Origin of the sequence: Serratia sp. 4542, assembly GCF_016805595.1 — a bacterium.
Taxonomy (GTDB): domain Bacteria; phylum Pseudomonadota; class Gammaproteobacteria; order Enterobacterales; family Enterobacteriaceae; genus Serratia; species Serratia nevei.
In genome coordinates this window covers 255,342-280,742 of sequence record NZ_RXKV01000010.1, presented here as the reverse complement: position 1 = coordinate 280,742, position 25,401 = coordinate 255,342, and the positions used below count along the sequence as shown (strand labels likewise).

The window sequence follows — 25,401 nt, the reverse complement described above, 5'->3', positions numbered from 1 at the left end:
GCGGCAAAGTCACCGACGTTGAGTCAAAACAACGGGCTGAATCTGTACCGTTCATCGATTCAGCCTTCCTTCGCATCACCCCACCCTCACCACTTCTTCACCGTCTGGTAAATATCGAGGTCGAAATAGCCGTCGGCTTCGCAGTCGTTGAGATAGTGTTCGTAGCTCACCCCCTCAACCGGCTGGTAGCCGCTGGCCGGCAGCAGCTTCTGATAGAACTCGCCCCACACCCGCTCGAAGTCGCCATCGCTGATGCGCACGTGGTAAACCGCATACTGCCCGGCGGGCAGCGTCTGCACGGTCACGCCCTCGCTGCCTGCCGGCAGCGCGAAATCGTCCGCCACGCTTATCACTACGTCGGCACGCAGCTTTTCCGGCGCCACTTCCGCCGGATCGTCCCAATACAGTACCAGCCATTTGCCGAACGGCACGCCGTGGCGCTGCCGCCATGCCAGCAGTTGCTGCGAGCCCTGCGGGATCGTCTGCGGATACGGCCCCACGACTCTGACCCCCACCACCTTCTCCGCCGCCTTATCGATAATCCTCACGCTCATCGCCCTTATCCTCCCACATTATTTCAGGCGCCAATTTCGGTGCGCACGTCCAGCAACTCGGGGAAAAAGGTCAGGTCCAACGCCTTTTTCAGGAAGCTGACGCCGCTGGAACCGCCGGTGCCCGACTTAAAGCCGATGATCCGCTCCACCGTTTTCATATGGCGGAAGCGCCACAGGTGGAAGCTCTCTTCGATATCCACCAGCTTCTCCGCCATTTCATAGGCTTCCCAGTAGGTTTGCGGGTTGTCGTAGATCACTTTGAACGCCGGCAGCAGATCCGGGTTGCGCTGGTAGGGCTGCGTCCAGTCGCGCTCGAGGCACTCCTGCGGGATCGGCAGGCCGTGGCGCGCCAGGTACAGCAAGTATTCGTCGTACAGGCTCGGCGCTTCGAGGATCGCCTTCAGCGCCGCGTGTTTTTCCGCATCGCTGCTGAACACCGCCAGCATCGCCGCATTCTTGTTGCCGAGCAGGAACTCGATCGAGCGGTATTGATGCGACTGGAAGCCCGACGAGCTGCCCAGCACGTCGCGAAACTCGACGTATTCCGACGGCGTCAGCGTTTCCAGCACCGCCCACTGTTCGAACAGCAGCCGTTGGATCTGTTTGACGCGCGCAAGGATTTTGAAGCAGTGGCTGAGTTTGTCCTGCTGCACCAGCCGCACCGCCGCTTGCAGCTCGTGCAGCATCAGCTTCATCCACAGTTCGGAGGTTTGGTGCTGTATCACGAACAGCATTTCGTCATGATGCGGCGGGTTGGAGAGCGGGTGCTGGCAGTCCAGCAGCGAGTCCAGGCACAGGTAGTCGCCGTAGCTCATGCGTTTGGAAAAATCGGTGACAATCGCGCTTTCTAATTCCCGTTTGTTCATCTGTGATCTCCGTTGCGCCCAGCGCCCCATCGGCCTGGAACGTGCCGCAAAGAGAAAACAATAGTACAGAACCCGCCGCCCCGAAGGGCGATAAACGAGAGGTGCTTCGCAGATCTCACTCATCTGCGCCGCCCCTCTCGCCCCGCTTTACCCTATCAACCCAAACAGATCGTTGAGCGACTCGCTCATGGTCGGATGGGTAAACAGCTGATCGCGCAGCCGGGTATAGGGCAGCCCGGCGTCCATCGCCGTTTTGACGATGTTGATCATCTCGTGGGCATCGCGGCACAGCAGCGCCACGCCGAGGATCTGGCCGGTCTGCGCATCGACCACCGCCTTCAGCAGGCCGCGCGTGTCGCCCAACACGCGGGCGCGCGGGATCGCCGCCGCCGGCAGCGTGGCGACCTTAATGTCGCGCCCCTGCTGCCGGGCCTGATCTTCGCTGAGGCCGATGCGCGAGAAGCTGGGTGTGATGAACACCGAGTAAGGCACTGCGCCGCGATCGGCCGTGCTGCGTTTACCCGCGCCGAACAGGCTGTCGCGCACAATGCGGAAATCGTCCAGCGAGATATAGGTAAACTGCGGCCCGCCGTTGACGTCCCCCAGCGCCCAGATATGCGGCACGCTGCTGCGCAGCTGCGCATCCACCCGCACGGCCCCACGCTCATCCGTCTCAACTCCGGCGCGCGCCAGCTGCAAACCGGCGGTGTTCGGCACGCGCCCGGCCGCCACCAGCAGCGCATCGAACGACTGCACGCCGCCCTGATGCACCACCTCAACGCCCCCTTCCACATCGCGCACCTGCTTCACGCCGGCGTTAAACGTGAAGCTCACCCCGGCGTCGCTCAGGATTTGCTGTATCGCCTGCGCCATATCGCGGTCTTCCCGGCCGAGCAACGCGCCCGCCTCTTCGAATACCGTTACGGCGCTGCCGAACTGCGCGAACATCGAAGCGAACTCCAGCCCGATATAACCGCCGCCGATAATGCCCAACCGCGCGGGCCGCTGCGTCAACTGCAGCAGGCCGGTGCTGTCGTAACTCCGCTGCGAACGATCCAACCCGTCGATCGCCGGCCAGCGGCTGACGGCCCCGGTGTTGATGAAGATGCGCTCGCCGCTCAGCACCTGCGTTCCCGCCGCACCCTGCACGCTGATGCGGTGCGGATCGATAAACTCCGCCCGTCCGTCGATCACCGTGACCGGTTCAAGCCCCGCCAGGTTTTGATAGTTTTTCTCCCGCAGCAGGCCGGTCACCTGCCGCTTGCGCGCCATCGCCTGGCTGAACGCCTGTTCGCCCGGCCCGTGAAGCTCGGCATCGTGCACCAGCGTTTTGGTCGGGATGCAGCCGATGTTGATGCAGGTGCCGCCATACATCTGCGCCGACGCCTCCACCATCGCCACGCACCATCCCTGCCCGGCCAGAAAGGCCGCCAGCGTTTTGCCGGCCTTGCCAAAACCGATGATAATCGCCTGATAATCGTACATTGTGTCGCCTCGTCTCGTGATGTTTATCGCCGTTCTATCAGCGTATTGCGGCCTCAACTAACCGCTCCAGCGGCCTCAGCGCCGCGATCTGTCGTTCGTCGGCCCCGGCGCTCCGTTTCAGACTTTCCGCCGGGTGGTAGCTGACCTGCGTTTTGCCCCGCTCGTCTTGCGCAATCAGCACCCTGAACGGCAGATCCAGCGCCAACGCCGGCCGCGCCAGCATCAGCGGCGTGCCCGCCAGCGGGTTGCCCAGCACCAGCACCGTGGTGGGCGGCATCGTCAGATGATGCTCACGCGCCGCTCTCGCGTGATCGAACTCGGCAAACAGCGTCACGCCCTTCTGCTCGGCCGTGCTGATAATGCGCTGACGCGTTTCCTGATAAGCGTAGGCGCTCTCTACCGTTCGGGTTTCTTGCCCCTTTGTCCCCTCCGCCACTGCAGAACAGGCCAGCAGCATCAGGCTGCCGGCCACGGCCCGGTTCATGACGCTCATGCGACCTTCCCCCGCCACTGTTTCTCGAGCACACTGCGCGCCGAATCCGCCATGATCATCACCGCACCCGCCAGCATCAGCGTGTCCTTCAGCACCAGGCGCCCGGCGCCGGAGAGATAAGGGAAGCCGTGATGCGCATCGCCCAGCGCGGGCACCCAGGCCTCCGGGGTGGTGATCAAAAAGGTCAGCGTCACCAGCGGCGTGCAAAAGGAGAGCATGCCGCCCAACAGCCCCAGCCATTTGGAGAACGGGTTGGCGAGCACCAGCAGCGCGATCGCCACCTCCACCACGCCCAGGCCGTTGGAGAAGCCATAGGTATTGTTGGCCTGCTGCCAGGCGCGGGCGGCGAGGTTCAGTTCGCCTTCGTGCGTCAGGTGCGCCTGATAGTCCTGCGGCATGTCATAGAAAAACGACATCAGCGGGCTGTTGGCGACGAACGGCGTGATGCTGTCCGCTTCGTAAGGGATGAATTTGAGCAGGCCAATCCATAAGAAGACGATGGCGATGCTGAGGCGAATCAGCGTTAATCCCAGCTTGTCGCCCTTGCTCAGAAAGAATAGTATTTTCATTACCGGCTCCATGTCATTGATAACTCATGCATCGCAGCGGCGCCCTCCGCATCGCTGCACTATCGAACCGATCTTAGTGCTTCGCATTACGCCGGCCCATTGCCGAAACAATCAGCTTCTTAGCCAGGAGTCTCAAAATGGATCCGCTCAGCCAACTGTTGATGCTTAACGACATGCGCGGTTACGTGGCGCGTGATTGCCATTTCAGCGGCGAGTGGCGCTCGCCGCATGCCGCCGGGGAGTGGAGTCAGATCCGCTGGCACATGGTGCTGGCGGGCAGCTGTCGGCTGGAGATCCCCGGCGGCCGCCCGGTACCGCTGGAGCAAGGCAGCCTGCTGTTCTTGCCGCACAACTCCGCCCATCGCCTGCTGCCGGAGGGGGCCGACAGCGCCACGCACCTGCTGTGCGGCGTGCAAATCTTGCCGCACAGCGCATCGCCGCTGCTGGCGAGCCTGCCGGAATGTTTGCTGTTCAACAGCCGCCAACAGGGGCAGTTGACGCTGCTGCAGGCGACCGGCCAGCTGCTGAGCGATGAGTTCAGCCAACAGGGCCAGGGGCACAACGCCATTGTCAGCCAGACCATGGCGCTGCTGTTCGCGCTGGCGATCCGCGCCTGGCTGGCCCAGCCGAATCAGAGCGGCAATCTGGTCGCCGCGTTGCTGCATCCGCAGTTGGGCAACGTGGTTGAACAGATGCTGCGCCGCCCGCAACACCCCTGGACGCTGGTGGAACTGAGCGAACGGGCCCATATGTCGCGCGCCAACTTCGCCCGCGTCTTTCGTCAGGTCACGCAGCAAACGCCGCTGCAGGCCCTCACCGCCATCCGCATGCAGCTGGCGGCCCGGCTGCTGGCGCGCCAGGCGTTGCCGCTGAGCCGTATCGCCGAACAGGCCGGCTACTCGTCGGAGGTGGCGCTGCATAAAGCCTTCACCCGCCACTTCGGCCTGACGCCGGGAAAATTCCGCCAGCAGGCCGCCGAGACACCGCCGGACATGTGCCCCATCTCGGCATAACCTCCCGCCCCGCCTTACTGTTTAGTAAACAACGTGGCCGCCGCCTGACGATTCTCACAAATGCGCGATCCCATGCGCGCGGTGCCCCGGTTGTGGCTTGCCTGCGGCCGGCTTCCCTTATAGATTGCAGGCTAACGGCAGGCAGCAAGGTATCGGCAAATGGCAAATATTCGTGATGTCGCACGGTTGGCCGGCGTGTCCATCAGCAGCGTGTCGAACCTGCTGAATAACCGCAGCCACCAGATGAGCGCGCAGACCCGTGAGCGCATCGAACAAGCGATGGCGACCCTGGGATACCGGCCGGCCCGGGCGGCGGCGGTGCCCGCACCGCAGGCCAAGATCATCGGCCTGCTGCTGCCGTCGATCGTCAACCCGAGCTTTTCGGCGCTGGCGCATGCGATCGACGGTGCGGCGCGGGCTCACCGCTACCGCGTCTTGCTCGGCAACGCCTACCGCCAGGAACAGGAAGAGGCCGCGTTTATCGACGATATGTTCCTGCATGGCGTGCGCGGCATCATCGTGGCGGCGAGCGACATTCGCCAGACTCATTTTGTCCGGGCCGCCGAGCGGGGCATGAAGATCGTCAGCTACGACAATCCGTTTCCCGAACGGGCAGCCATCGATACCCCGCTGTTCGACAGCGTATCGATGGACAATGTCGCCGCCGGGCGCCTGGCCGCGCAGCACCTGCTCGAACGCGGTTGCCGACACATCGTGTTCGCCACCGAAGCGACGCTCACCGTCGGGCGCAGCCACAAAATCGACGGTTTTCTAAGTGCGCTGGGGCACAGCCTGAGCGAACGCCAACGGGTGATCGAAGGCAAAGCCAACAGCGCCTACGGCGACACGGAAATGTTTGAATTGGGGCTGACGCTGGCGCCGCGCGTGCTCGCGCTGACGCCGCGCCCGGACGGTATCGTGGCGATTAACGATGCGCTGGGCATCGGGCTGATGGTGGGGGTGCGCGCCGCCGGCGTCCAGGTACCCGCAGACATCTCGGTGATCGGCATCGATAATATCGCGCTGGCCGGCCTGGCCGAACCGGGGCTGACGTCCGTCAGGCCGCCGCTGGCGGAGATGGCGCAGCTGATGGTCGAGCGCCTGATCGGCCGCATCAACAATGATGCGCAACCGCCCGGCGAGTTTCTCTTCCCGCCGACGGTCATCAGCCGGCGCTCGGTCAAAGCCGCCGGCTAACTGAAATAACAGCGTCTTCCCAGGCGATGCGCAGCGGCATCGTCCGGATCGGTGTCAGCCAAAAACAAAGGAAAAGGCCGTCGCGCTTAAGGGATGCCCGCGCCTCAATGAATCAGCGTCGTGCCGTTATTTAACGTTCAGCTCAGGGTTATGGGCCGGGCCTCTATTATTCCGATTAACCACATTGGAAATATCAAAATGAAAATAAGCAAGCCGCAGGATATTGAACGCAGCGCTATCAGGAAATTGACGCTGCATATTGTCCCCCTCATGATTTTATTGTATTTCCTGGCCTTTCTCGATCGCAATAACATGGCCTACGCCGCCAAAGCGCTGGAAGATAACCTGGGCCTGACCGCCTCGGCCTTCGGCTTCGCCTCCGGGATTTTCTTTATCGGGTATTTTCTGTTTGAAATACCCAGCAACGCCGGCACCATTAAATTCGGCCCGCGCATCTGGTTCGCCAGAATATTAATTTCCTGGGGCATCTTCGCGACCCTGCTCGGCTTTGTACGCACGCCGCTGGAGCTGTATATCTGCCGTTTTATGCTGGGCGTGTGCGAAGCCGGATTCTTTCCCTCGGTGGTGTATTACTTCACGGTGTTCTTCCCGGAAAAATACCGCACCAAAATTCTCGGCATGTTCATCATCGTCCAGCCGCTGTCCAACGCCGTCGGCTCGCCGATTTCCGGCTTTATTCTCAATATTCAGCATGATTGGTTCGGGTTCGCTCCCTGGCAGCTGCTGTTTATCCTCGAAGGGCTGCCGCCGATCGTCATCGGCCTGCTGATCCCGTTCCTGATCAAGAACTCGCCCAAGGACGTCGGCTATCTGAACGTGGAGGAAAAGGCCTGGCTGATGAGCAACGCCGGCCGCTCCAAATCCGGCTCTAAAATCACGCTGGGCGACTTCCTGAAAGGGATTAAAAACAAGAAATACCTGCTCTACGCACTGCTCAACTTCGGCATGGTGTGCGGCATTTATGGCTTCGGCACCTGGCTGCCGTCGATCATTACCGCCCTTTCCGGCAGCGATATCTTCCGCGTTAGCCTGCTGGCGCTCATTCCCTACGGACTGGCCGCGCTGCTGGTGTACCCGTGGAGCCTGTGGGCCAGCAAAACCAAAAAGCTTGGCGTGTTCGCCGGCCTCAGCATGGTGGTCGCCGCTATCGGCCTGATGGGGGCGGTAACGTTTTTTAAATACGATCCGCTCGTCGCGCTGTCGTTCCTGTGCATCGCCGCCATCGGCATCTACACCGCCGTACCGCCGTTTTTATCCATGCCCGCCAACATTTCCACCGGCGCAGCCGCGGCCGCCGGGCTGGCGGTGGTCAGCTGCATCGGCAATATCGGCGGCTTCGTCGCGCCTTATGCGGTGGGCGTATTGAACGATCTGACCGGCAGCAGCGCGCCGGGGCTGTTTTTCCTGGCCTCGTGCCTGCTGGCCACCGGGTTGATCTGCATTTTCTACTGCGCGAAACAGCGTGAAGGCGTCATCAATGCTTAACGAACAATAAGGAGTCAATCATGGGCGATCTTGCAGGCAAAAAGGTCTTTATCACCGGGGCGGAACAGGGCATCGGCCGCGCCACCGCAGAGCGGTTGATCAAGGCCGGTTGCGACATCTATTTTCACTATCACAGCGACGAAAGCGGCCCCAAAGCGCTGGTGGCGCTGGCCCATTCATTGGGGCAAAAGGCCGCTTACGGCTACGCCGATCTCATCGATACCGACGAAACGCTGCGCTGCGTCTCGGCCGGCGCCGAGTTTCTCGGCGGCATCGACATTCTGGTCAATAACGTCGGCGGCATCGTCGGGCGCAAATGGTTGGGCGAGATCGAGCGCGCCTTTTGGCAAACCGTAATCGACGTGAACATGACCACCATGCTGAACGTGACCCAGAGCGCGCTGCCGTTCCTGAAGGCGGCAAACGGCGCCAGTATCGTCAACCTGGCCTCGCAGGCCGGCCGCGCCGGCGGGCACTCCGGCTCGCTGGTCTATTCCGCCACCAAGGGTGCGGTGCTCACCTGGACGCGCTCGTTGGCAGCGGAGCTGGGTGAATACGGCATCCGGGTGAACGCGGTGGCGCCCGGCCTGATCCTCGGCACCCGTTTCCATAATCGCCACACCACCCAAGCATCGGCGGAGGAAACCGTTCGCGCCATTCCGCTGGGCCGCGCAGGCACGCCGGACGACGTGGCGCGTGCCATCGCCTTCCTGGCGGCGGAATACGACGGCTTCATCTCCGGCGCCACCCTCGACATCAACGGCGGCATCTACCGCATGTAGTTCAACCGCGGGCGGCACGGCTGCCGCCCTCTCATTCAGGAATCGCTTTATGATCAAATCCGCCATCACCCACCCGCCGCTGCTCGCCGCGCTGGCGCAATGCGGGCATAAAACTCAGGTGCTGATCGCCGACGGCAACTACGCCTGCGTGACCCACGCGCCGAAAGACGCCACCGTGGTCTATCTGAACCTGGCGCCCGGCACGCTCGCCGCCCCGCCAATCCTGGAAAAACTGCTGGCCTGCATCAACGTGGAAAGCGCCACGCTGATGGCCTGCCCGCCGGACTTCACCAACACCATCGAAGCCGAATACCGACAGCTGCTGCCGGCGCATTGCCCGGTAGAACACCTGCCGCGTGAGGATTTTTATGCGGCGGTCAAATCGGATCGGACGCTGCTGGTGATCGCCTCCGGCGAACAGCGCCGCTTCGCCAACCTGCTGCTGACGGTGGCGCCGGTGGTGTGACACGCGAATTATTTTTCGTCTGAAAACGTCCCCAACCGCACCACCGGAATGTCCGCCAAGCGGGTGGTGTAGGCCGGCGACAGCATGTCGCGCTTCATTTGCCACGGCTTGACGATCCCCTGCCCGGCGAACCACACGCGCCCACGCCCCTCCTGATTCAGGCGATCGAGGGTCGCCATCAGCCGCTCGCTGTTGCGGCGCGGCGGGCAGTCGTCGAACAGATCGATCTGCGCCATGGCGGCGGCGCTGAAATCCCCCAGCACCACGCCGCCCTTCAGGTAACGCCGTCCTTCCTGCCAGATGCTTTCCAGCGCACGCACCGCCATGGCGATGATGTCGCGGCTGTCGTTGCTCGGCGTTTGCAGCCGGGCGGTGCCCATATTGCTGTAATACCCCTCGCCTGCCGAATGCGGGCTGGTTTTGATAAACACCGACACGTTGCGGCAGTAGCGCTTTTCCTGCCGCAGCTTTTCGGCGGCGCGTTCGGCATAGCTGCAGATCGCCTCGCGCATGTGCGGGTAGTGCGTCAGCCGCTGGCCGAACGAACGGGAGCAGATGATCTGCTCTTTGGCGGCCGCCTCATCTTCCCACCGCAGGCACGATTCGCCGCGCAGCTCGCGTATCGTACGCTCCAGCACCACGCTGAAGGTTTTACGCGCCAGCCGGGTATCGCAGTCCGCCAGCTGCAGCGCGGTATGAATGCCCATCGCCTGCAGCTGGCGAGTCAGGCGGCGGCCCACGCCCCACACCTCTTCCACCGGGATCAACGCCAGCAGCCTGCGCTGGCGCGCCGGATCGGATAAATCCACCACGCCGCCGGTGCCGCGCCATTTCTTGGCGGCGAAGTTGGCCAGTTTGGCCAGCGTTTTGCTCGGCGCAATGCCGACCCCGACCGTCAAATGCAGCTCGCGCCGGATGCGATCGCGCACCCGCTGGCCGAACGGCTCCAGCGCTTCGCAATGCGCCACGCCGTCCAGCCGCAGAAAGGCTTCGTCCAGCGAGTAGATCTCCACCGCCGGCGCCATCTCTTCCAGCGTGTCCATCACCCGGCGGGACATGTCGGCGTACAGCGCGTAGTTGGAGGAGAACACCGCGACGTTGCGGCGGCGCATCTCCTCTTTGATTTTGAAATAAGGCGCGCCCATCGGCACGCCCAGCGCCTTCGCCTCGGCGCTGCGGGCGATCACGCAGCCGTCGTTGTTGGACAGCACGATCACCGGCCGCCCGCGCAGATCGGGCCGAAAGATGGTCTCGCAGGAGGCATAGAAGCTGTTGACGTCTACCAGGGCGAACATGGTTGCCGACCTTTCATCGTCAGTGGGTTGTTATTCATAACGGCACCAGATTACTGTTTATACATACAGTATTTGTATTTTTCTGGCGACGATCAAGTAGAAACCACCCCATCGCTGCTATCCGTTTGATGCGCTTTGGCTTTTAACTCAGCCTCCGTTTACCTGGAGCCGAGTTTTTCATTAATGGCGAACTTCACGCAGATCGAAACGAATCGGAATGGTCACGCTGAATTCCGCCTGCCCCGCTGCGATCTCGTTGCCGGGTGCGGGCAGTGGAGAAGCGCGCTGCGGTAACTGAAGCGCCTCCCGGTCGAGCGAAGCAACCCTACTCGATCGCAATAGCTTCACACCCAGCACGTTCCCCTGTCGATCCAACGTCACGGCAACCTGAACAATACCCTGGCGCTGCTGGCGTACCGCCAGAGCCGGGTAGCGTTTGAAACGGCTCAAATGCGCCAACAGCAGGCCGCTCCAGACCGAGGCATCCTGGCTCGGCTGCGACGCCACGCTGGTTTGCGGTGCGGCAACACGCTTTCCATCCAGAGACGGCGGCGCGCTGGTGCTTGATGCTATTGAGCTTGCAGACGCTATTTTTTCCTGTTCCTCCTGCCTTGGGCGCGGCGGTTCCGTTTTCGGTCTGATGGGATCGTTCCGTTGTCCTTTAGCCTTGCTCTGCCGCTCCGTCGCACGCGGCGCATGAATCAGCGGAGGCATCGCCGCCTCCGGTTCCCGATTGGCCTGCCGTTGCGCCACCGCCTGCACCTGGCGCACGCCGGTCGGCATCGGCTCTGCGTTGGGGGTCGATTCCGCCTGCTCGGCAACCATCATCAACACCATCGGTTGCGCCGCGGGCAGCAACGGTGGCGCCAGGTGATAACCAAGGCCAAGCAACAACGCACCATGCAGACCCAACGCCAACACATTGGCGGTAGCCCAGCGCAATCGCCCGCCTGTAGGCGGTAAAGATAAATCGGCAGGTAATACGTTGTGATTCAACATGGAAAACGATACTCAGGTTAAGCGTGAAACCGACCAACGTACGCAACGGTCACGACGGTCGGGGCATGTCAGAAAAGTCGTTTAGGCACGCGGTACCGGGCAGGGAAAGAGAAAAAACAGGCCAATCCAGAAGGAAAAATACAAATAGCAGAGTAAAAAACTTTAGGATACGGTGATGAAGTATTTTGACAGCATATTTATCCTAACCGGCAGCGCACCGGGCAGAGCCGCAATGACGCGCTCGGGGTCAGCCAGCGGAAACGCGCCGGAGAGCCGCAGGCCGGCGACCTCCGGCCGGCAGCGAATAACGCCCTGACGATAACGCCCCAGCTCCATCAGGAAGTCGTCCAACCGCATGTTGTCGGCCAACAGCATGCCTTGCCGCCAACCGGGCTCTTGCGTCACACGATACGGCTCGCCAATGCCTTGCCAGCTTAATCTGCCGCCCTGACCGGCGTTGAGCACCGCGTTCCGATGCGCCGGCGACAGGATCGTGACTCGGCCAAGATAAACGGCGATATCACTGTAGGTTTCCCACAGGCGAACGCTGAAGCGAGCAGCCTGCGCCACGATCTCGCCCTGCGGCAGCCTCACCGTCAACGCGCCGCTTTCCGGCGGCAGATTCACCATCATTTCGCCTTCCAGCAATGCGGCCTGCTGACGGCTGACGTTGACCGCCGTTTGCGTGTTCAGCATCAACTGCGCGCCATCCGCCAACGCGACGGTTTGCTGCTCCCCCACCGCCGTGCGGTAATCCGCCAGCCAGGGGCGCCATGGCAGCGCGCCAGAACCGATGCCAACCGACCCCACCACGCCGATGGCCGCCAGGCTTCTCAGCAACCGACGGCGCTGTGGGTTTGGCAACTGCGACAGACTACGCTGCGCCGCCGCCCCGTTAAGCAGAGAAAAACGGGATGAAAACGCGGCGATATGCCGCCAGGCGCGTTCATTTTCCGGTTTCGCCTGATACCAACGCCGCCAGTTTTCCCTATCCGCGTCGCTTGCCTCTTCCGACATCAGCTGGGTTAACCAGGCGGCGGCCTCACGCGCGCTCTGCCGATCGATATCCGATTCCATCATGGGTTCCGCACTTGCCGTTACGCCGCCAATGCAAAGAAACAGTGCAAATTGGCACGCTGCAGATATTGTTTCACCGAGCTGCTCGACACCCGCAAACGTTCAGCGATGTCGCAATAACGCATGCCCTGCAGGTGCGCCAACAGGAAGGCCTCGCGGACGTGCGCCGGCAATCCGTCCAACGCCTGATCCAACTGTTCGAGCATTTCGAGGGTTTGTTGACGGACTTCCGGCGAGGGTGCCTCGATCGCCGGCAGCTCGCTCAAGGCCTGCAGATAGCTCTCTTCGATTGTTTTACGCCGGTAATAATTCGCCACCAGCCGGCGCGCCACGGTCGCCAGGAAGGGGCGTGGTTGCCGAATGGCAAGCAACTGCGGGCTCAGTAAAATACTGATGAACGTATCCTGCGCCAGGTCTTCGGCGTGATGCGCGCACCCGACCTTCTGTCTCAGCCAATGGCATAGCCAACTGTGGTGCTCAAGGTAAAGCTGTTGAGCAAACCCGTTGGCTGCCGCGGCCTCTTTCCTTGCCATTCGGTGACACCAATTGATAATGAGATTGAAAATGATAATTATTATTATTTTAAAATTGTAACTTCTGTGTCAAGCGATTGCTGATGATTTATAAACGGCGAAAAAGTAGGGAAATACGGGAGAGAAAACGTGAAAAGGGGCCGAAATGGCCCCTGTCAGCAGGATATTCAGAAACGTTGACTAACGCTAAACTTGATGTTGCGCCCTACGCCGGACACCGATTCGCCCAGGTAAGGGTAATAATCACGGTTGAACAGGTTGTCCACCGCGACGCGAGCTTCGAAGCCCTGCAAACCGCTGGGCTGCCACGAGGCGAACAGGCCGTGCAATGCATAACCCGAGGTTTTCGGCAGCGCCCAGACAACGGCCATCGGATCGCCGTCGGCCGGTGAACGATCCTGTTTACGCACAAAATCGCCGGTCCAGCCGAAGGCCATGTCCCACTGCGGCACTTTCATGCCCAGCATCGCGTGTGCCGTAACGGGTGGAATTTCGGCAATCCAGGTTTCGCTGCCCCACGGATCGCGTGGTGAAGCGTCGCGTTTGCCGCGAATCGAGGAGAACGACAGGCTGCCGAACAGGCTTTCGCTGTCATAAAACGATTCGAGCTCCACGCCCTCAATGGTATAGCCCGGCAAGTTGCGATAGTTCGACAACGGTTGCCCACATTGGCCACCGTGCCGTGCGGCGTCGCACACTACGCCGCGACGATAGAAAATCTCGTCCTTGCCGCGATTGCGGAACAGCGTAGTGCGGATCTGCAGGCTGTCTCTCGCCATCAACACATCGTTGAAGTCCAGCACCGCGCCGAGACGAACGCCCGTCATGCGTTCCACCTGCAGGCCGCGGCTGGTGCCGGGCACGCTGGAAGCGGCGTATTGCACTTCGTACTGTTCGTCAATCACCGGGGCGCGCCAGGTGCGGCTGACGTCGGCAAACAGGGACAGATTCGACGTCGCTTTCCACATCACGCCCAAATGCGGCGACCAGCCGGTATAGGTCACGCTGCTGTAATCATGGCCCACGAGCGGATCGCTGTCGTTATAGCGCGGAGCTCGGTTGGGTTGCCCGGTGTTGGTCACGTGATCGTAACGCACGCCCGGCGTCACGGTCAGGCTGCCGAAGCTGACCGCATCCTGCAGATAAACGCTGCGGGTTTCCTGTTCGCCCGCCGGCATGTAATACGGCTGGAAATAGCCGTAGTTGTAACTGGCGTTTTTCACCTGTGATGGGTAATACATCAGGGTATCCCGCTGATGTTTATGCCAACGCGCGCCGAGCAACAGCTTGTGTTCCAGCGGCCCGCTGGCGAAACGGCTTTCATTGCTGACGTCAAACTGCCGATCGGTATAGTTCACCCAGCTTTCATTGCCCAACGTACCGAGATAGCTGAACTTTGAAGCGGAATCCGGCCGCTTGTCATGCTGCTCTGTCTTCGAATAGGCGTAAGACAGCGTCAGATTCAGCAACGGCTGCGCTTCCGGCGCCAGATTCCATTTCACCGAGTAATTGGTGTCTGTCTGGTCGCGATACACCAGAATGCGGCGCCACGCTTCTTCCCGGCCATATTTATCGATATCCGCCTGGCTGGGCGCGGCGATATCGTCCCGCTTGGCGGCAAAAGGCTGCCAGCCATCGGAATCGGAGCGCATCGCCGACAGCGTCAGCGTTTGCGCCTCGCTCAGATAAATATTGGTTTTTAACAGGTAGGAAGCCTGATCGTTGGCGGAATAGGCAAAGCGCGTGCCGTCCGGCCGCTTCAGGTTGCCGCCGTCACGCTTGCTCATGTAGATCAAACCGTCGGCAAATCCTTCCGGCGTACGGCCGTACAACGCGCCGCTGTAAATGCCCTGGCGATCGTTGGTGTGGTAGCTGTACTTCAGCAAGCCGCCAAAATCTTCGCCCGGCAGCAGCATATCCCCGGCATCTTTGGTCTCCAGCGTAATGGTCCCGCCAAAGCCGCCATTGCCGTTCAACAGATTGTGCGGCCCCTTATCGACCTCAACCTTTTTCAGCAGTTCGGGTTCGATGAATACCGAACCCTGCCGATATTTCTCAAATCCCTTCGGCGCCCCGTCCAGCACCACCTTCACATCTTCCATGTCGCCCATGCCCCAGATATTCAGGCTTTGGCCGCCCGGGCGCGGCGATCCCGCCATCCCTACGCCGGGCAAGCGATCAAGCAAACTGGCGATGTTATCGGCCTGTACGCGTTCGATGTCTTCTTTATCCAGTACCGAACGGCCGGCGGCGACGCTGTCGGACAAACCGCCGACCACCGACAGTTCCGGTATCGTCAAAGGCTGAACCGGCCCGGCGTCGACCAACCGATATCCCTGTGCGGTTTGCTGAGCGCGCAATCCGCTGCCCGCCAACAGCGTATTGAACGCGTCGGTGAGGCGATAATGTCCCTGCAGGCCCGCGGTGCTTTTTCCACGCGTCTGTTCGGGCGTGAAAATCACTATCACGCCGGCCTTAGCGGCCGCCGTCTGCAAGGCAGGCGCCAGATCACCGGCGGGAATGGCGAAGGAAAGGATAGCGGGCTGTTCGACCGCCGAGGGTGGTGCCGACGCACCGGGCGCCGCCATCGCGGAGGTGAGCATGCCCGATAGTGCGCATCCTATCCCGATAGCGACGCGTTTCCCGGTCATGCGTTTGGCTGATGTGAACGTACGCCCTGCGCCGTTCTTGTTTTTTATGGCCATGAAGGATTCCCCTGAGTGTATTGAACTGGAAACTCAGTAGAGAGGTCACGCCAACGAAAAGATCGGGCAGAAAAAAATGAAAAAAAGGACCGAAGTCACCGCGCCGCGTAGACGATAAAAGTCACCACGCCGAAGATCTCCAGCTGCGCCTCATCGTCGAACACGATCGGCGCGTAGGCGGGATTCATCGGCAACAGCCGCACGTCGGGGTGGCGCTGCAGCTTTTTGACGGTGAATTCCCCGTCCACCGCGGCGATCACGATATTGCCGTGCTCCGGCGTCAGGGCGCTGTCGACGATCAGCATATCGCCATCCTGGATATTGCCGTCGATCATCGACTCGCCGCTGGCGCGCACGAAATAGGTGGCGTTGGGGTGCCGTACCAGCAGCTTGCCGATATCCAGCCTGCTCTCGACATAGTCCTGCGCCGGGGAAGGAAAGCCGCAGGCCACGCGATCGGCAAACAGCGGTAACGTCAGGGGTTCACCTGGTGAAAAAGCATACAACCTTGAATTGCTCAGCATAATCATAACCAAACTGTATATTTATACAGTTAAGCATAAACAAAACGCGAACGCGTGCAACCCCCAATCCCCCTGCGGATCGCGCTTTCCCGCGTAATATAATAATTTTCTGAGTGATTTTTCCTGCAGCTTTTGGCGTTCTTCGCGTGTGTTTACACACATGATACCCACCAAAACTGTGGATAATGCGGCACTCAGACCGTTGGCGTATCGATGGGCAGGATGAGTGAGGGATTGTCATTGCGAACGGCGCCGACGGCGGGCGATACCGGTTGCCAGACGAAATCCTCTGCCTGCAGGCTGTACACGTCAGCCTGCATTTGACCAGAGGGCGGGACTAAGCGGGTGTCGAGCCAGTCGCGCGCGGCCGTCGGTCTCTGCTGCGTACAGCGCCGCAAAGAACAGCGGCAGGCCTTGCCTCACGGGAGGAACGACGGACGGCCTTACAAAAATGACGCCAATAAAATTGCGACTGGCAATGGCATCAATGGGACGGCCAGAGACGAAAGTCAGTACGTTATGCCAGGAGCTTGGGATAACCCGACAAACGCTGTACCGCCACATTTCCCCTGATGGTCCACTGCGAGCTGACGGTATAAAGCTGCTCAACCGGGGATAATTTTAGCGGACGGAAAAATCTGGAGTTCCGGCGTAGAACCCCGAATAAGGAATAATCCTTAATTCATTTCAGGATTATTAATTCCATCTAAAACCTCTCGGCAATATTCTTTTTTATAGGCTTCATCATTACTTAATGACTTAACCAAAAAATCAGCATTTTTCCAACCATTATCCCAATGCGTATCGAATCCTGACTGTTCATACTTTAATGTTCTAGTTAATGAGTCTTTTATTTGTTTTTTATATTTATCAATTTTCTCATTGGTTGCCCCACAAACATCATGTGCAACACGAGCATTTGAGCCAGAAAAACCTATTGCTGAAATTGCCATCGCTTCGTTTGATTTGTCGAAATCATTCGCATATGCCACAGCATTAGATAAAGCGAATATGACAAGAGCAGGTATGGTTTTTTTGTATGAAATCATCTTTTACCTCTAACTCATTGATTGTTCATGGGGTCAGTTTGGATATCGAAAATTATTGTACATTAAGGCTGCTTTTTAATCAGTCTCAACTTCTTTAGAGAAGGCCTGAATGCGACAAACTTGGGAAGTACTGTAGCCTGTCGCGTCTGCTGTTTCTCGGATGCTCAGTTTCTTAATCTGTCGGTAGTGCCTGATCCATCCTGCACGCTCCATCTCGCCGCTGGCGCGCACGAAGTAGGTGCCGTTGGGGTGCCGCACCAGCAGCTTGCCGATATCCAGCCTGCTCTCGACATAGTCCTGCGCCGGGGAAGGAAAGCCGCAGGCCACGCGATCGGCAAACAGCGGTAACGTCAGGGGGTCACCTGGTGAAAAAGCATACAACCTTGAATTGCTCAGCATAATCATAACCAAACTGTATATTTACACAGTAAGACATAAACAAAATGCGAACGCGTGCAACCCCCTATCCCCCTGCGGATCGCGCTTTCCCGCGTAATATAATAATTTTCTGAGCGATTTTTTTTTACGCCTGCTAAGCGTTTCACCGCCCCTTGCACACACGTTATCCACCAAAACTGTGGATAACCTGGCGGGGCCACGGCGGCGCCTTCGGAGGATGCGCTATCGCCCTACTGCGCCGCTGCGGCGATGCAAAAACGGTATACCGCTTCAACCATCTGATCGAGGCCCGGTTGCTCGAGGGGATAATGCCCGGCGTTCTCGAGCATCACGGTGCTCACTGGTACCCGCCGAACGTGGCGGAGGAACAGTTCGCTCAGGTGCAACGGCGTCCAGCGATCCTGCGCCGGCTGCGTCAGCAGGATCGGGCAAACGTCGAAATCTTCCGGCTCAATGGCAGGCGCGTACGCCGCGTACGAGGCTAAAAAGCGCATCGTCACCCAGGCCCCCGCCGACGTGTCGTCCGCCAGACATGCCTTAAGCGCCGCCTTGTCATTGACCAGCGCATGCATCTTGCTCGCCAATGCCATCGGCATCGCCATCCCGGCCAGCGGCGTAGCGGCCACCAGCCGCGCCAGGGGAATGCCCAGGCGGCTCATCATTCGATTCAACGCCGTCTCGTCGCGCACCTGTTGTTCACGCTGATCGAGAAACGTCATGCCGACAATGCCTTTCACCTGCCGGTTCAGCGCTGCCACATGATAGGTCTCCATCCCACCGGCGCTCAGGCCGTACAGCACAATGGGGCGCGCATCCCTCGCCCGTTCCGCGTCGATCAGATCGCTGCCAATCTGCACCCAGTCGTCGTAGCGCACGCGCCGCCGTTGCCCGCCCGTCTGCGTCATGCCATATCCCGGCATGTCTACGGCGATCGTCTCTATTCCCCGGTGCGCCAGCGGCGCCCCCAGGATGGTCGACATCTGCCGACCGTTGGTACCGACGCCATGAAACAGGATCACCTTCACCGGCGCCTCGGGGCGACGGTAGCAATCGAGATGGATGCGATACTGCCGCCAGGGCCACCACGTCTCTGTCGGTTCTTCCCCCGGCTGCAGCCGGAAGCTTTCCGGCAGGAATCGCTGAATGTCCTGCCAGTGAGATTGATTGGCGTAATTACCCATACGAAACCTCTCGTGATACTTGGTTGCCGGGATGAAAATCCGTATAATCCAACAAATGTCGGATTAATAAAATACAACTTATGTCGGAAAAAGCGATGCCGCAAGTAAAAAAAAATGCGCGCGTGCCAGTTCAGGAACGCGCAGCGGCGCGCATGGCCAAAGTGCTGAGCGCCGCCGAACAGATGCTCGCCACCCTTGGGCCGGAAAAAACCTCCATTCCCGCCCTGGCGGAAGCGGCCGAAGTGCCGCGCGCCGCGATTTACCCGTTCTTCCCGGACAAGTACGCGCTGTTTTCGCATCTGGCTCAGACCCATATGGAGCAACTGACGCAGGCGCTGCGCGCGTCGGGGCTCGAGACCGCCGGCAGCTTGCAGGATTGGGTGGATGCCGCCGTGTTGGCCACGGCCCGCTACTACAATGCCCATCCTGCGGCGAGCGTCTTGCTGCTGCGCGGTGCGTTCGCCGAACCCGAAAACCAGGCTCACGCCGCCAAAAACCTGACGATCGGCGAGATGTTCCGGGCAAAAGTGCGAGACCTGCCCGAACTCGAGACGCTGCCGTCGGAGCCCGACGTCGTTCTGATCGCCATAGAATTGGCGTTTGCCTGCATGAAATATGGTTACGCGCGGGAAGGCACCGTCTCTGCGGCCATTTGCCGCGAAGCGACGCGGGCGGTCATCGCCTATCTAGGCCAGTGGCGCACCGCGCCGTAAAGCAATGGCAGAGGTGCCCCGTTTCGCCCTGTTCAAGGGCGCCATCTATGATAAAATCCAGTATCACTCATCAGACTCTACTCTGACGCCGGCGCAGTATCCGCCGGCGCCGCGAAACCATCATGAACAAGCATTTGATTCTCGACGAACCCGGCGATGCCGATTCGGCCTGCCTGTCGCGCCACGCGGTCTGGCAGCGCAACGATCTGGCTCAGGCGCAACAGGATTGGCTGGCGGAAGAAGTGCCGGTCGCCCTGGTGTACAACGGCATTTCCCACGTGGTGATGATGGCGACGCCGAAAGATCTGGCGGCCTTCGCCATCGGTTTTTCGCTGTCCGAAGGCATCATTGCCTCCCCCGACGATATCTACGACATTCGCCAACAGCCGGCCTGCAACGGCATTGAAGTGCATGTGGAACTCTCGAGCCGCCGCTTTATGCAGCTGAAAGAGAAGCGCCGCAGCCTGGCCGGCCGCACCGGCTGCGGCGTCTGCGGGGTGGAGCAGCTGCAGGAGGTCGCCCAACCCATCGCGCCGCTGCCCTTCACGCAACGCTTCGATTTGGCCCTGCTCGACCGGGCGTTGGCGCAGCTGCAGGAGGTGCAAACGGTGGGAAAACTGACCGGCTGCACCCACGCGGCGGCCTGGATCCAGCCGGACGGCGCACTCAGCGGCGGGTGTGAAGACGTCGGCCGCCACGTGGCGCTCGACAAACTGCTGGGCTACCGCAGCCAACAGGCGTGGCTACAGGGGGCGGCGCTGGTGTCGAGCCGCGCCAGCTATGAAATGGTGCAAAAATCCGCCATGTGCGGCGTCGAGATCCTGTTCGCCGTTTCCGCCGCCACCCGCCTGGCGGTCGAGGTGGCCGAGCGCAGCAACCTGACGCTGGTGGGCTTCAGCAAGCCGGGGCGCGCTACTGTCTATACGCATCCGCAGCGGCTCTGGCAATCGACGCCGGCGGCCTAACGCCGCCGGACAAGAATCGACTATTCTCAATAGCAGAACACCAGGAAGCCCCACGTCATGATCATTCGCCCGAACCAGAACTGGTTTATTCGCCTGTTCGCCTGGCACGGTTCCGTGCTGTCAAAGATCACCTTTCGTCTGTCGCTGAACGTACTGATGTCGATAGTGGCGGTGATCAGCTATCAATGGTACGAGCAGCTCGGCGTACATTTAACCATCGCGCCGTTCAGCCTGCTGGGTATCGCCATCGCCATTTTTCTCGGCTTTCGCAATAACGCCGGCTACAGCCGCTTTGTCGAAGCGCGCAACCTGTGGGGCTCGCTGCTGATTACCGAGCGATCCCTGCTGCGCCAGATCAAAAGCCTGCTGCCGGACGAACCGGCGGTGCATCAGAAGGTCGCCAAGCTGCTGATCGCCTTCAGCTGGAGCCTGAAGCATCAGCTGCGCGCCACCGATCCGACCGCCGATCTGTACCACAACCTCACCAGCAAAGAGCTGGCGGAAGTGATCGCCAGCCCGATGCCGACCAACCGCATCCTGCTGATGCTGGGCCAGGAGATCGGCAAGCTGCGCCGCCAGGGGCTGCTGAGCGACATCACCTTCGAGCTGCTCGACAACAAGCTGAGCGAACTGTCCCATGCCCTCGGCGGCTGCGAACGGCTCGCCAGCACGCCGGTGCCGTTCGCCTATACCCTGATCCTGCAGCGCACCGTTTACCTGTTCTGCAGCCTGTTGCCTTTTGCCCTGGTGACCGACCTGCATTACATGACACCGTTTGTTTCGGTGTTCATTTCCTATACCTTCTTATCCTGGGACTCACTGGCCGAAGAGCTGGAGGATCCGTTCGGCGTATCGGCCAACCATCTGCCGTTAAACGCCATCTGCAACACCATCGAGCGTAACCTGCTGGAAATGAACGACCAAAGCCCGCTGCCGCCGCCGATGAAACCCGACGAGCACTTTAATTTGATTTGACCTATTTCACCCGAACACACTGGAGCCGAATGCAATGAATGCAAATAACCACCCGCCGCAAGCCGTATTCACGCCGGTGACGCGCCATGCCATCTTCATCGTCGCCACCCTGTCGCCCGTTCCCGCCCATCTGGCGGCGGTGCGCGCCTGGTGCGGCGACATCGCCGCAGTGGTGCGCTCGGTCGGCAAACGCGCGCCGGCGGGCAACCTCACCTGCGTCTGCGGCTTCGGCTCCGAAGCCTGGGATACGCTGTTTGGCGCGCCGCGCCCTCGCCAGCTGCATCCGTTCAGCCCGATCGGCAGCGGGGAACGCGTCGCCGTCGCCACGCCCGGCGATATCCTGCTGCATATCCGCGCCGATGAAATGGATCTGTGTTTCGAACTGGCCTCGCAGCTGGTCGGCAAGCTCGGCGACGCCGTGACGGTCATTGAAGAGGTGCACGGCTTCCGTTACTTCGATCAGCGCGCCATGATCGGCTTCGTCGACGGTACGGAGAACCCGGAGGGGCACGAAGCCTTCGACTACACGGTGATCGGCGACGAAGACGCGGCGTTCAGCGGCGGCAGCTATGTGCTGGTGCAAAAATACCTGCATGATATGCAGGGCTGGAACTCGCTTAGCGTGGAAACGCAGGAGAAGATCATCGGCCGCCATAAGCAGTCCAACATCGAGCTGGATGAAGCGGTCAAACCGTCGTCATCGCACAGTTCGCTGACCACCATCACCGACGAGCAAGGCAACGAGGTGAAAATTCTGCGCGACAACATGCCGTTCGGCCGCCCCGGCCTGCGCGAATTCGGCACCTACTTTATCGGCTATGCGCGCTCCCCGCAGCCGATCGAGCAGATGCTGGAAAACATGTTTATCGGCCGCCCAGCCGGCAACTACGATCGGCTGCTCGATTTTAGCCACGCGGTGACCGGCACCCTGTTCTTCGTGCCTTCCGCTCCGCTGCTGGAAGCGCTGGCCGACCGCAGCGGCGCCGAACTGCATTAAGCCCTCCTTCTGCGGCAAAGCCTCCCCCCGCGACTTATACTGAATTAACGTTGCGTATTGGGGGGAGGCACCATGCCGCTCACATTCAAACGTTCGCAAAGGCTCTCCATCGGCACCGAAATAGAGCTGCAGCTGGTCGATGACGAGCGCTACGATCTCACCGATCGGGCCGATCGGGTGGTCAGCGCGGTCGGCGATCGCCGGCGCGTCAAACATGAGCTCACCAAATCGATGGTGGAGCTGAACAGTTCGGTGCATCGCGATCTCGATGAGCTGCACGCCGAGCTGCGCACCCTGACGGATACCGTCCGGCGCAGCGCACAGCGCCTGGGCTGCGACGTCTGCGGCGGCGGCCGCCATCTCAGCAACGACTGGCGCAAACAGGTCATCAGCGACAGCGCGCGCTACAGGCAGTTGGCCAGCCGCTTTGGCTATCTCTCCAAGCTGGCCTGCGTGTTCGGCCAACATATTCACCTCGGCGTCAACGACGGGGACGAGGCAATGTACCTGTGCCATGCGCTGACGCCCTATTTTCCGCAGCTGATCGCGCTCAGCGCTTCGTCGCCGCTGTATCAGGGCGTCGACACGCACTTTGCCAGCTCCCGTTTCAGCGCCCAGAATTCCTTCCCCAACTACGGATGCCTGGAACACATCTACAGCTGGCGCGAATTCAACGCCTACTACGAACGGCTGAACGCCGCCGGCGTGATTGAAAGCGTCAAGGATATTTACTGGGATGCGCGGCCGAAACCGGAGCTGGGTACGGTGGAGATCCGCATCTGCGATACGCCGCTGCGCCTCGCGCACGCCGTGCTGCTGGTCGGTTACTGCCGTCTGCTGGCTGATTTTCTGTTGCGGCGCCGGACGCCGATCGCGCCGGAATACGATGCCTTCACCCATTACAACAAGATCAACGCCTATCGCAGCGGTTTCGCCGCCGAATACGTCGATCCCGCGACGCTGCGCCGCAGCAGCCTGACCGCCCACATCCTTCACACGCTCGAAGCGCTGAGCGGTTGCGCCGAACGGCAGGAGGATCGGGCCGTGCTGCAGGCGGTCGAGCGCCATGTCCGCCAGGGCATTAGCGATTCGGAGCATATCCGTCAGATGTTGCACAACGGCCTGCCGCAGGCTCAGGTGATCAAGCGCCTGTGCGACGAGCTGTTGCAGCCGGCAAGTTAAGTTTCAGCTATCGATTCCATACGCTAAAGCCACTGTTCATTATGTGCTCTTTCGCTACAATCGTGAGCACTGACATTCACCGTATCGAGGACACCATGTACAACTTCTCCCGCTATCAGGCAAAAGAACTGGCGCTGGCTTACATGAGCGGCAAAAAACACGATCTGTCGCCGCAAGAGTTTTTGCAACAGCTGAAAAGCAGCGAACGTTCGTTTGAGCACCTGCTGAAACACGGCAGCGAAATGCCGCGTGAGGTGCTGGTTAAAAGCTTCTGAACGGCCGGTCGCCGGCCACTTTTCCTCTACGCCGCCGGTGGCGAGCCTGACAGGCCCGCGCATTCCCGGCCATTCATCCCCCACTCTGCCTCGTTTCGTCTTCACAGGCGAAAACCTGATAAATTCGCATCCACAGGCGAATTATTGACATATTCGCATCCAGGTGCGAATTTATAGTCATCCCTCTGCAAACAACGGAACACGCCATGCCGACGCCAATCAGCGTTATCAGCGGCGATCTGGTCGATTCTCGCCGGTCAGACACCGTCAACTACCTCAATGGGCTGCATAGCCTGCTCGATCGGCTACGGCGCGACGGGCGGCTGCATCAGGTGGAAATCTTTCGCGGCGATGCCTTCCAGGCGCAGGCCGCCCCGGAGGACGGGCTGCTGCTGGCGGTGTACATTCGCCTCGCGCTGCGGGCGATGGGTGCCACGCACTGGGATGCGCGCATCGCCATCGGGCTGGGTAGCCAACGGCCCGACGCCACCGGTTACGGCAGCGCCTTTATCAATTCCGGCAGCGCGCTGGACGCCATGGCAAAAAATTGCCGGCTGGCTCTGAAAACCGACAACGATCGGACAAACGCCATTGTCAGCGATCTGCTGCCGATGTTAGATCATGTGATTGGCCGCCTGTCACAGGCCGAAGCGCGCATCGTTCAGGCGAGAATGTTCGCCGACAGCGGCGCCGCCGTGGCGGACCAGCTGCAGAAAGCCGCCTCCACGGTCTCCGCCGCGCTGAAACGCGCGGCCTACGAGGAAATCATGCGGTTTATTCACGCCATTAACAGGATCGTCTGACTATGGATCTGACCTATGCGCCCTTGCTGGCCTGGCTGTTGCTCGTCCATCTGCTGGCGGATTTTCCGCTGCAGCCGCTGAGTTGGGTGGAAGATAAAATCCAACATCGCGCACGTTCACGTTTTCTGGTGTTGCACGCGTTGCTGCACGGGGTGCTGGCCGCCTGGGTGGTGGCCGGTTTCGGCCTGCTGCACGGCGGGCTTTCCTCATTTCAGGTGCTGGCCAGCCTGCTGGTCATCGCCGTCAGCCACTACCTGATCGATCTGCTGAAAGTCACCGCGATGAGCCGCCTGAGCCCGGCCCGCAGTTTCCTGCTCGATCAGGGATTGCATCTGGCGGTGATCGCCTTGCTGTGGCTGGGGCTGACGCCGAACGCCGGTGAACTGCTCGCTGCGCTGGGGCGGCAACTGGGGCGTTGGCAAACCGGCCTGGTGCTGGTGGCCTACAGTCTGATTTATCTGCCGATGAGCCTGCTGATCGGGCAGCTGCTGGCGCGCTGGACGCCGCAAATGCCGCCTTCGGCCAAGGCCGACAACGACTCGCTGCTGCGCGCGGGCAAACAGATTGGCTATCTGGAGAGAACGCTGATCCTGACCTTTGTGTTGCTGGGGCAAATCCCGGCGATCGGTTTTTTGCTGGCGGCCAAATCTATCTTTCGTTTCGGCGATCTGCGCCAGAGCGACGATAAGATGCGCACCGAGTATGTGCTGCTCGGCACGCTGTTTTCCTTCACGCTGACCATCATGCTCGGCCTGCTGGTCAACAAACTGCTGTAGGGGTGCGGGGGCGAAGAATTTC

The 25,401-nt window shown here is 60.5% G+C and carries 26 protein-coding genes and 3 pseudogenes; 14 read left to right on the top strand and 15 right to left on the bottom strand.

Going from position 1 to position 25,401, the window contains the following annotated elements; genetic code table 11:
• Positions 1–86 precede the first annotated feature (86 nt).
• The 5 genes from sbmC to rclC form a co-directional block, all read right to left on the bottom strand.
• Complete coding sequence (gene sbmC, locus EKL15_RS13535) at positions 87–554, bottom strand: DNA gyrase inhibitor SbmC (protein WP_060420699.1); 468 nt, start codon at positions 552–554, stop codon at positions 87–89.
• 23 nt (positions 555–577) lie between these two features.
• On the bottom strand, positions 578–1,420 hold the full coding sequence (kynA, locus tag EKL15_RS13530; protein WP_025303311.1) for a tryptophan 2,3-dioxygenase: 843 nt from the start codon (positions 1,418–1,420) through the stop codon (positions 578–580).
• Between the two features lie 147 nt (positions 1,421–1,567).
• The gene (gene rclA / locus EKL15_RS13525; RefSeq protein WP_102984473.1) at positions 1,568–2,905 is read right to left on the bottom strand and encodes a reactive chlorine resistance oxidoreductase RclA; all 1,338 of its coding nucleotides are present in this window, start codon (positions 2,903–2,905) and stop codon (positions 1,568–1,570) included.
• A 37-nt stretch (positions 2,906–2,942) separates the two neighbouring features.
• On the bottom strand, positions 2,943–3,398 hold the full coding sequence (locus EKL15_RS13520) for a DUF302 domain-containing protein (RefSeq protein WP_141959568.1): 456 nt from the start codon (positions 3,396–3,398) through the stop codon (positions 2,943–2,945).
• Positions 3,395–3,967: a reactive chlorine resistance membrane protein RclC gene (gene rclC, locus EKL15_RS13515; protein WP_089186115.1), complete on the bottom strand. Its 573-nt coding sequence runs from the start codon at positions 3,965–3,967 to the stop codon at positions 3,395–3,397. The genes EKL15_RS13520 and rclC overlap by 4 nt, the downstream gene beginning before the upstream one ends.
• A gap of 137 nt (positions 3,968–4,104) precedes the next feature.
• Between rclC and EKL15_RS13510 the strand changes: the two genes are divergently transcribed.
• From EKL15_RS13510 to EKL15_RS13490, 5 genes are all read left to right on the top strand, one after another.
• Complete coding sequence (locus EKL15_RS13510; RefSeq protein ID WP_159318139.1) at positions 4,105–4,980, top strand: cupin domain-containing protein; 876 nt, start codon at positions 4,105–4,107, stop codon at positions 4,978–4,980.
• A gap of 159 nt (positions 4,981–5,139) precedes the next feature.
• Positions 5,140–6,177, top strand: a complete 1,038-nt coding sequence (locus tag EKL15_RS13505) for a LacI family DNA-binding transcriptional regulator (protein ID WP_060420687.1) — start codon at positions 5,140–5,142, stop codon at positions 6,175–6,177.
• 270 nt (positions 6,178–6,447) lie between these two features.
• Complete coding sequence (locus EKL15_RS13500; protein WP_170310536.1) at positions 6,448–7,683, top strand: MFS transporter; 1,236 nt, start codon at positions 6,448–6,450, stop codon at positions 7,681–7,683.
• A 20-nt stretch (positions 7,684–7,703) separates the two neighbouring features.
• Positions 7,704–8,465 carry an SDR family NAD(P)-dependent oxidoreductase gene (locus EKL15_RS13495; protein ID WP_060420684.1) on the top strand — a complete coding sequence of 254 codons (762 nt, stop codon included), beginning with the start codon at positions 7,704–7,706 and terminating at the stop codon, positions 8,463–8,465.
• A 49-nt stretch (positions 8,466–8,514) separates the two neighbouring features.
• A complete protein-coding gene (locus tag EKL15_RS13490; protein WP_060420681.1) occupies positions 8,515–8,931 on the top strand; it encodes an RbsD/FucU domain-containing protein in 417 nt (138 codons plus the stop codon).
• Between the two features lie 8 nt (positions 8,932–8,939).
• Here the strand turns inward: EKL15_RS13490 and umuC are convergent, their stop codons facing one another.
• The 7 genes and pseudogenes from umuC to EKL15_RS24830 all read right to left on the bottom strand — a co-directional run.
• The gene (gene umuC, locus EKL15_RS13485) at positions 8,940–10,226 is read right to left on the bottom strand and encodes a translesion error-prone DNA polymerase V subunit UmuC (protein WP_060439694.1); all 1,287 of its coding nucleotides are present in this window, start codon (positions 10,224–10,226) and stop codon (positions 8,940–8,942) included.
• Between the two features lie 180 nt (positions 10,227–10,406).
• Entirely contained in the window at positions 10,407–11,117 is a 711-nt protein-coding gene (locus EKL15_RS13480; protein WP_203089760.1) for an energy transducer TonB, read from the bottom strand.
• Between the two features lie 270 nt (positions 11,118–11,387).
• Positions 11,388–12,305: a FecR domain-containing protein gene (locus EKL15_RS13475; RefSeq protein WP_100395622.1), complete on the bottom strand. Its 918-nt coding sequence runs from the start codon at positions 12,303–12,305 to the stop codon at positions 11,388–11,390.
• 17 nt (positions 12,306–12,322) lie between these two features.
• Positions 12,323–12,835, bottom strand: coding sequence for a sigma-70 family RNA polymerase sigma factor (locus tag EKL15_RS13470; RefSeq protein WP_047571520.1), 513 nt, complete (start codon positions 12,833–12,835; stop codon positions 12,323–12,325).
• A gap of 167 nt (positions 12,836–13,002) precedes the next feature.
• A complete protein-coding gene (locus EKL15_RS13465; RefSeq protein ID WP_370592993.1) occupies positions 13,003–15,540 on the bottom strand; it encodes a TonB-dependent hemoglobin/transferrin/lactoferrin family receptor in 2,538 nt (845 codons plus the stop codon).
• Positions 15,541–15,635: 95 nt separating this feature from the next.
• Positions 15,636–16,070: a translesion error-prone DNA polymerase V autoproteolytic subunit gene (gene umuD / locus EKL15_RS13460; RefSeq protein ID WP_203089756.1), complete on the bottom strand. Its 435-nt coding sequence runs from the start codon at positions 16,068–16,070 to the stop codon at positions 15,636–15,638.
• Positions 16,071–16,258: 188 nt separating this feature from the next.
• Positions 16,259–16,438, bottom strand: a pseudogene (locus EKL15_RS24830) (hypothetical protein); the annotation flags it as partial.
• A 49-nt stretch (positions 16,439–16,487) separates the two neighbouring features.
• On the opposite strand from EKL15_RS24830, the pseudogene EKL15_RS24680 reads away from it, so the two are divergent.
• Positions 16,488–16,683 (top strand): annotated as a pseudogene (locus tag EKL15_RS24680) (HTH domain-containing protein); the annotation flags it as partial.
• Between the two features lie 58 nt (positions 16,684–16,741).
• Here the strand turns inward: EKL15_RS24680 and EKL15_RS13455 are convergent.
• From EKL15_RS13455 to EKL15_RS13440, 3 genes and pseudogenes are all read right to left on the bottom strand, one after another.
• Positions 16,742–17,113: a hypothetical protein gene (locus EKL15_RS13455; protein ID WP_126171699.1), complete on the bottom strand. Its 372-nt coding sequence runs from the start codon at positions 17,111–17,113 to the stop codon at positions 16,742–16,744.
• 213 nt (positions 17,114–17,326) lie between these two features.
• Positions 17,327–17,518 (bottom strand): annotated as a pseudogene (locus tag EKL15_RS13445) (DNA polymerase V); the annotation flags it as partial.
• Between the two features lie 224 nt (positions 17,519–17,742).
• The gene (locus EKL15_RS13440) at positions 17,743–18,693 is read right to left on the bottom strand and encodes an alpha/beta hydrolase (protein WP_203089753.1); all 951 of its coding nucleotides are present in this window, start codon (positions 18,691–18,693) and stop codon (positions 17,743–17,745) included.
• Between the two features lie 80 nt (positions 18,694–18,773).
• Here EKL15_RS13440 and EKL15_RS13435 point away from each other — a divergent pair, with 80 nt between their 5' ends.
• The 8 genes from EKL15_RS13435 (at position 18,774) to EKL15_RS13400 (ending at position 25,379) form a co-directional block, all read left to right on the top strand.
• On the top strand, positions 18,774–19,406 hold the full coding sequence (locus EKL15_RS13435; RefSeq protein ID WP_060420660.1) for a TetR/AcrR family transcriptional regulator: 633 nt from the start codon (positions 18,774–18,776) through the stop codon (positions 19,404–19,406).
• A gap of 122 nt (positions 19,407–19,528) precedes the next feature.
• Entirely contained in the window at positions 19,529–20,371 is an 843-nt protein-coding gene (gene fdhD / locus EKL15_RS13430; protein ID WP_060420657.1) for a formate dehydrogenase accessory sulfurtransferase FdhD, read from the top strand.
• 57 nt (positions 20,372–20,428) lie between these two features.
• Positions 20,429–21,346, top strand: a complete 918-nt coding sequence (locus EKL15_RS13425; RefSeq protein ID WP_060420654.1) for a bestrophin family protein — start codon at positions 20,429–20,431, stop codon at positions 21,344–21,346.
• 34 nt (positions 21,347–21,380) lie between these two features.
• Positions 21,381–22,343, top strand: a complete 963-nt coding sequence (locus tag EKL15_RS13420; protein WP_047730421.1) for a Dyp-type peroxidase — start codon at positions 21,381–21,383, stop codon at positions 22,341–22,343.
• 72 nt (positions 22,344–22,415) lie between these two features.
• Entirely contained in the window at positions 22,416–23,525 is a 1,110-nt protein-coding gene (locus EKL15_RS13415; RefSeq protein ID WP_203089750.1) for a YbdK family carboxylate-amine ligase, read from the top strand.
• Positions 23,526–23,620: 95 nt separating this feature from the next.
• The gene (locus EKL15_RS13410) at positions 23,621–23,800 is read left to right on the top strand and encodes a hypothetical protein (RefSeq protein ID WP_019453520.1); all 180 of its coding nucleotides are present in this window, start codon (positions 23,621–23,623) and stop codon (positions 23,798–23,800) included.
• A 206-nt stretch (positions 23,801–24,006) separates the two neighbouring features.
• Entirely contained in the window at positions 24,007–24,603 is a 597-nt protein-coding gene (locus EKL15_RS13405) for a hypothetical protein (protein WP_087763101.1), read from the top strand.
• 2 nt (positions 24,604–24,605) lie between these two features.
• Complete coding sequence (locus EKL15_RS13400) at positions 24,606–25,379, top strand: DUF3307 domain-containing protein (protein WP_060420642.1); 774 nt, start codon at positions 24,606–24,608, stop codon at positions 25,377–25,379.
• Positions 25,380–25,401: the final 22 nt, after the last annotated feature.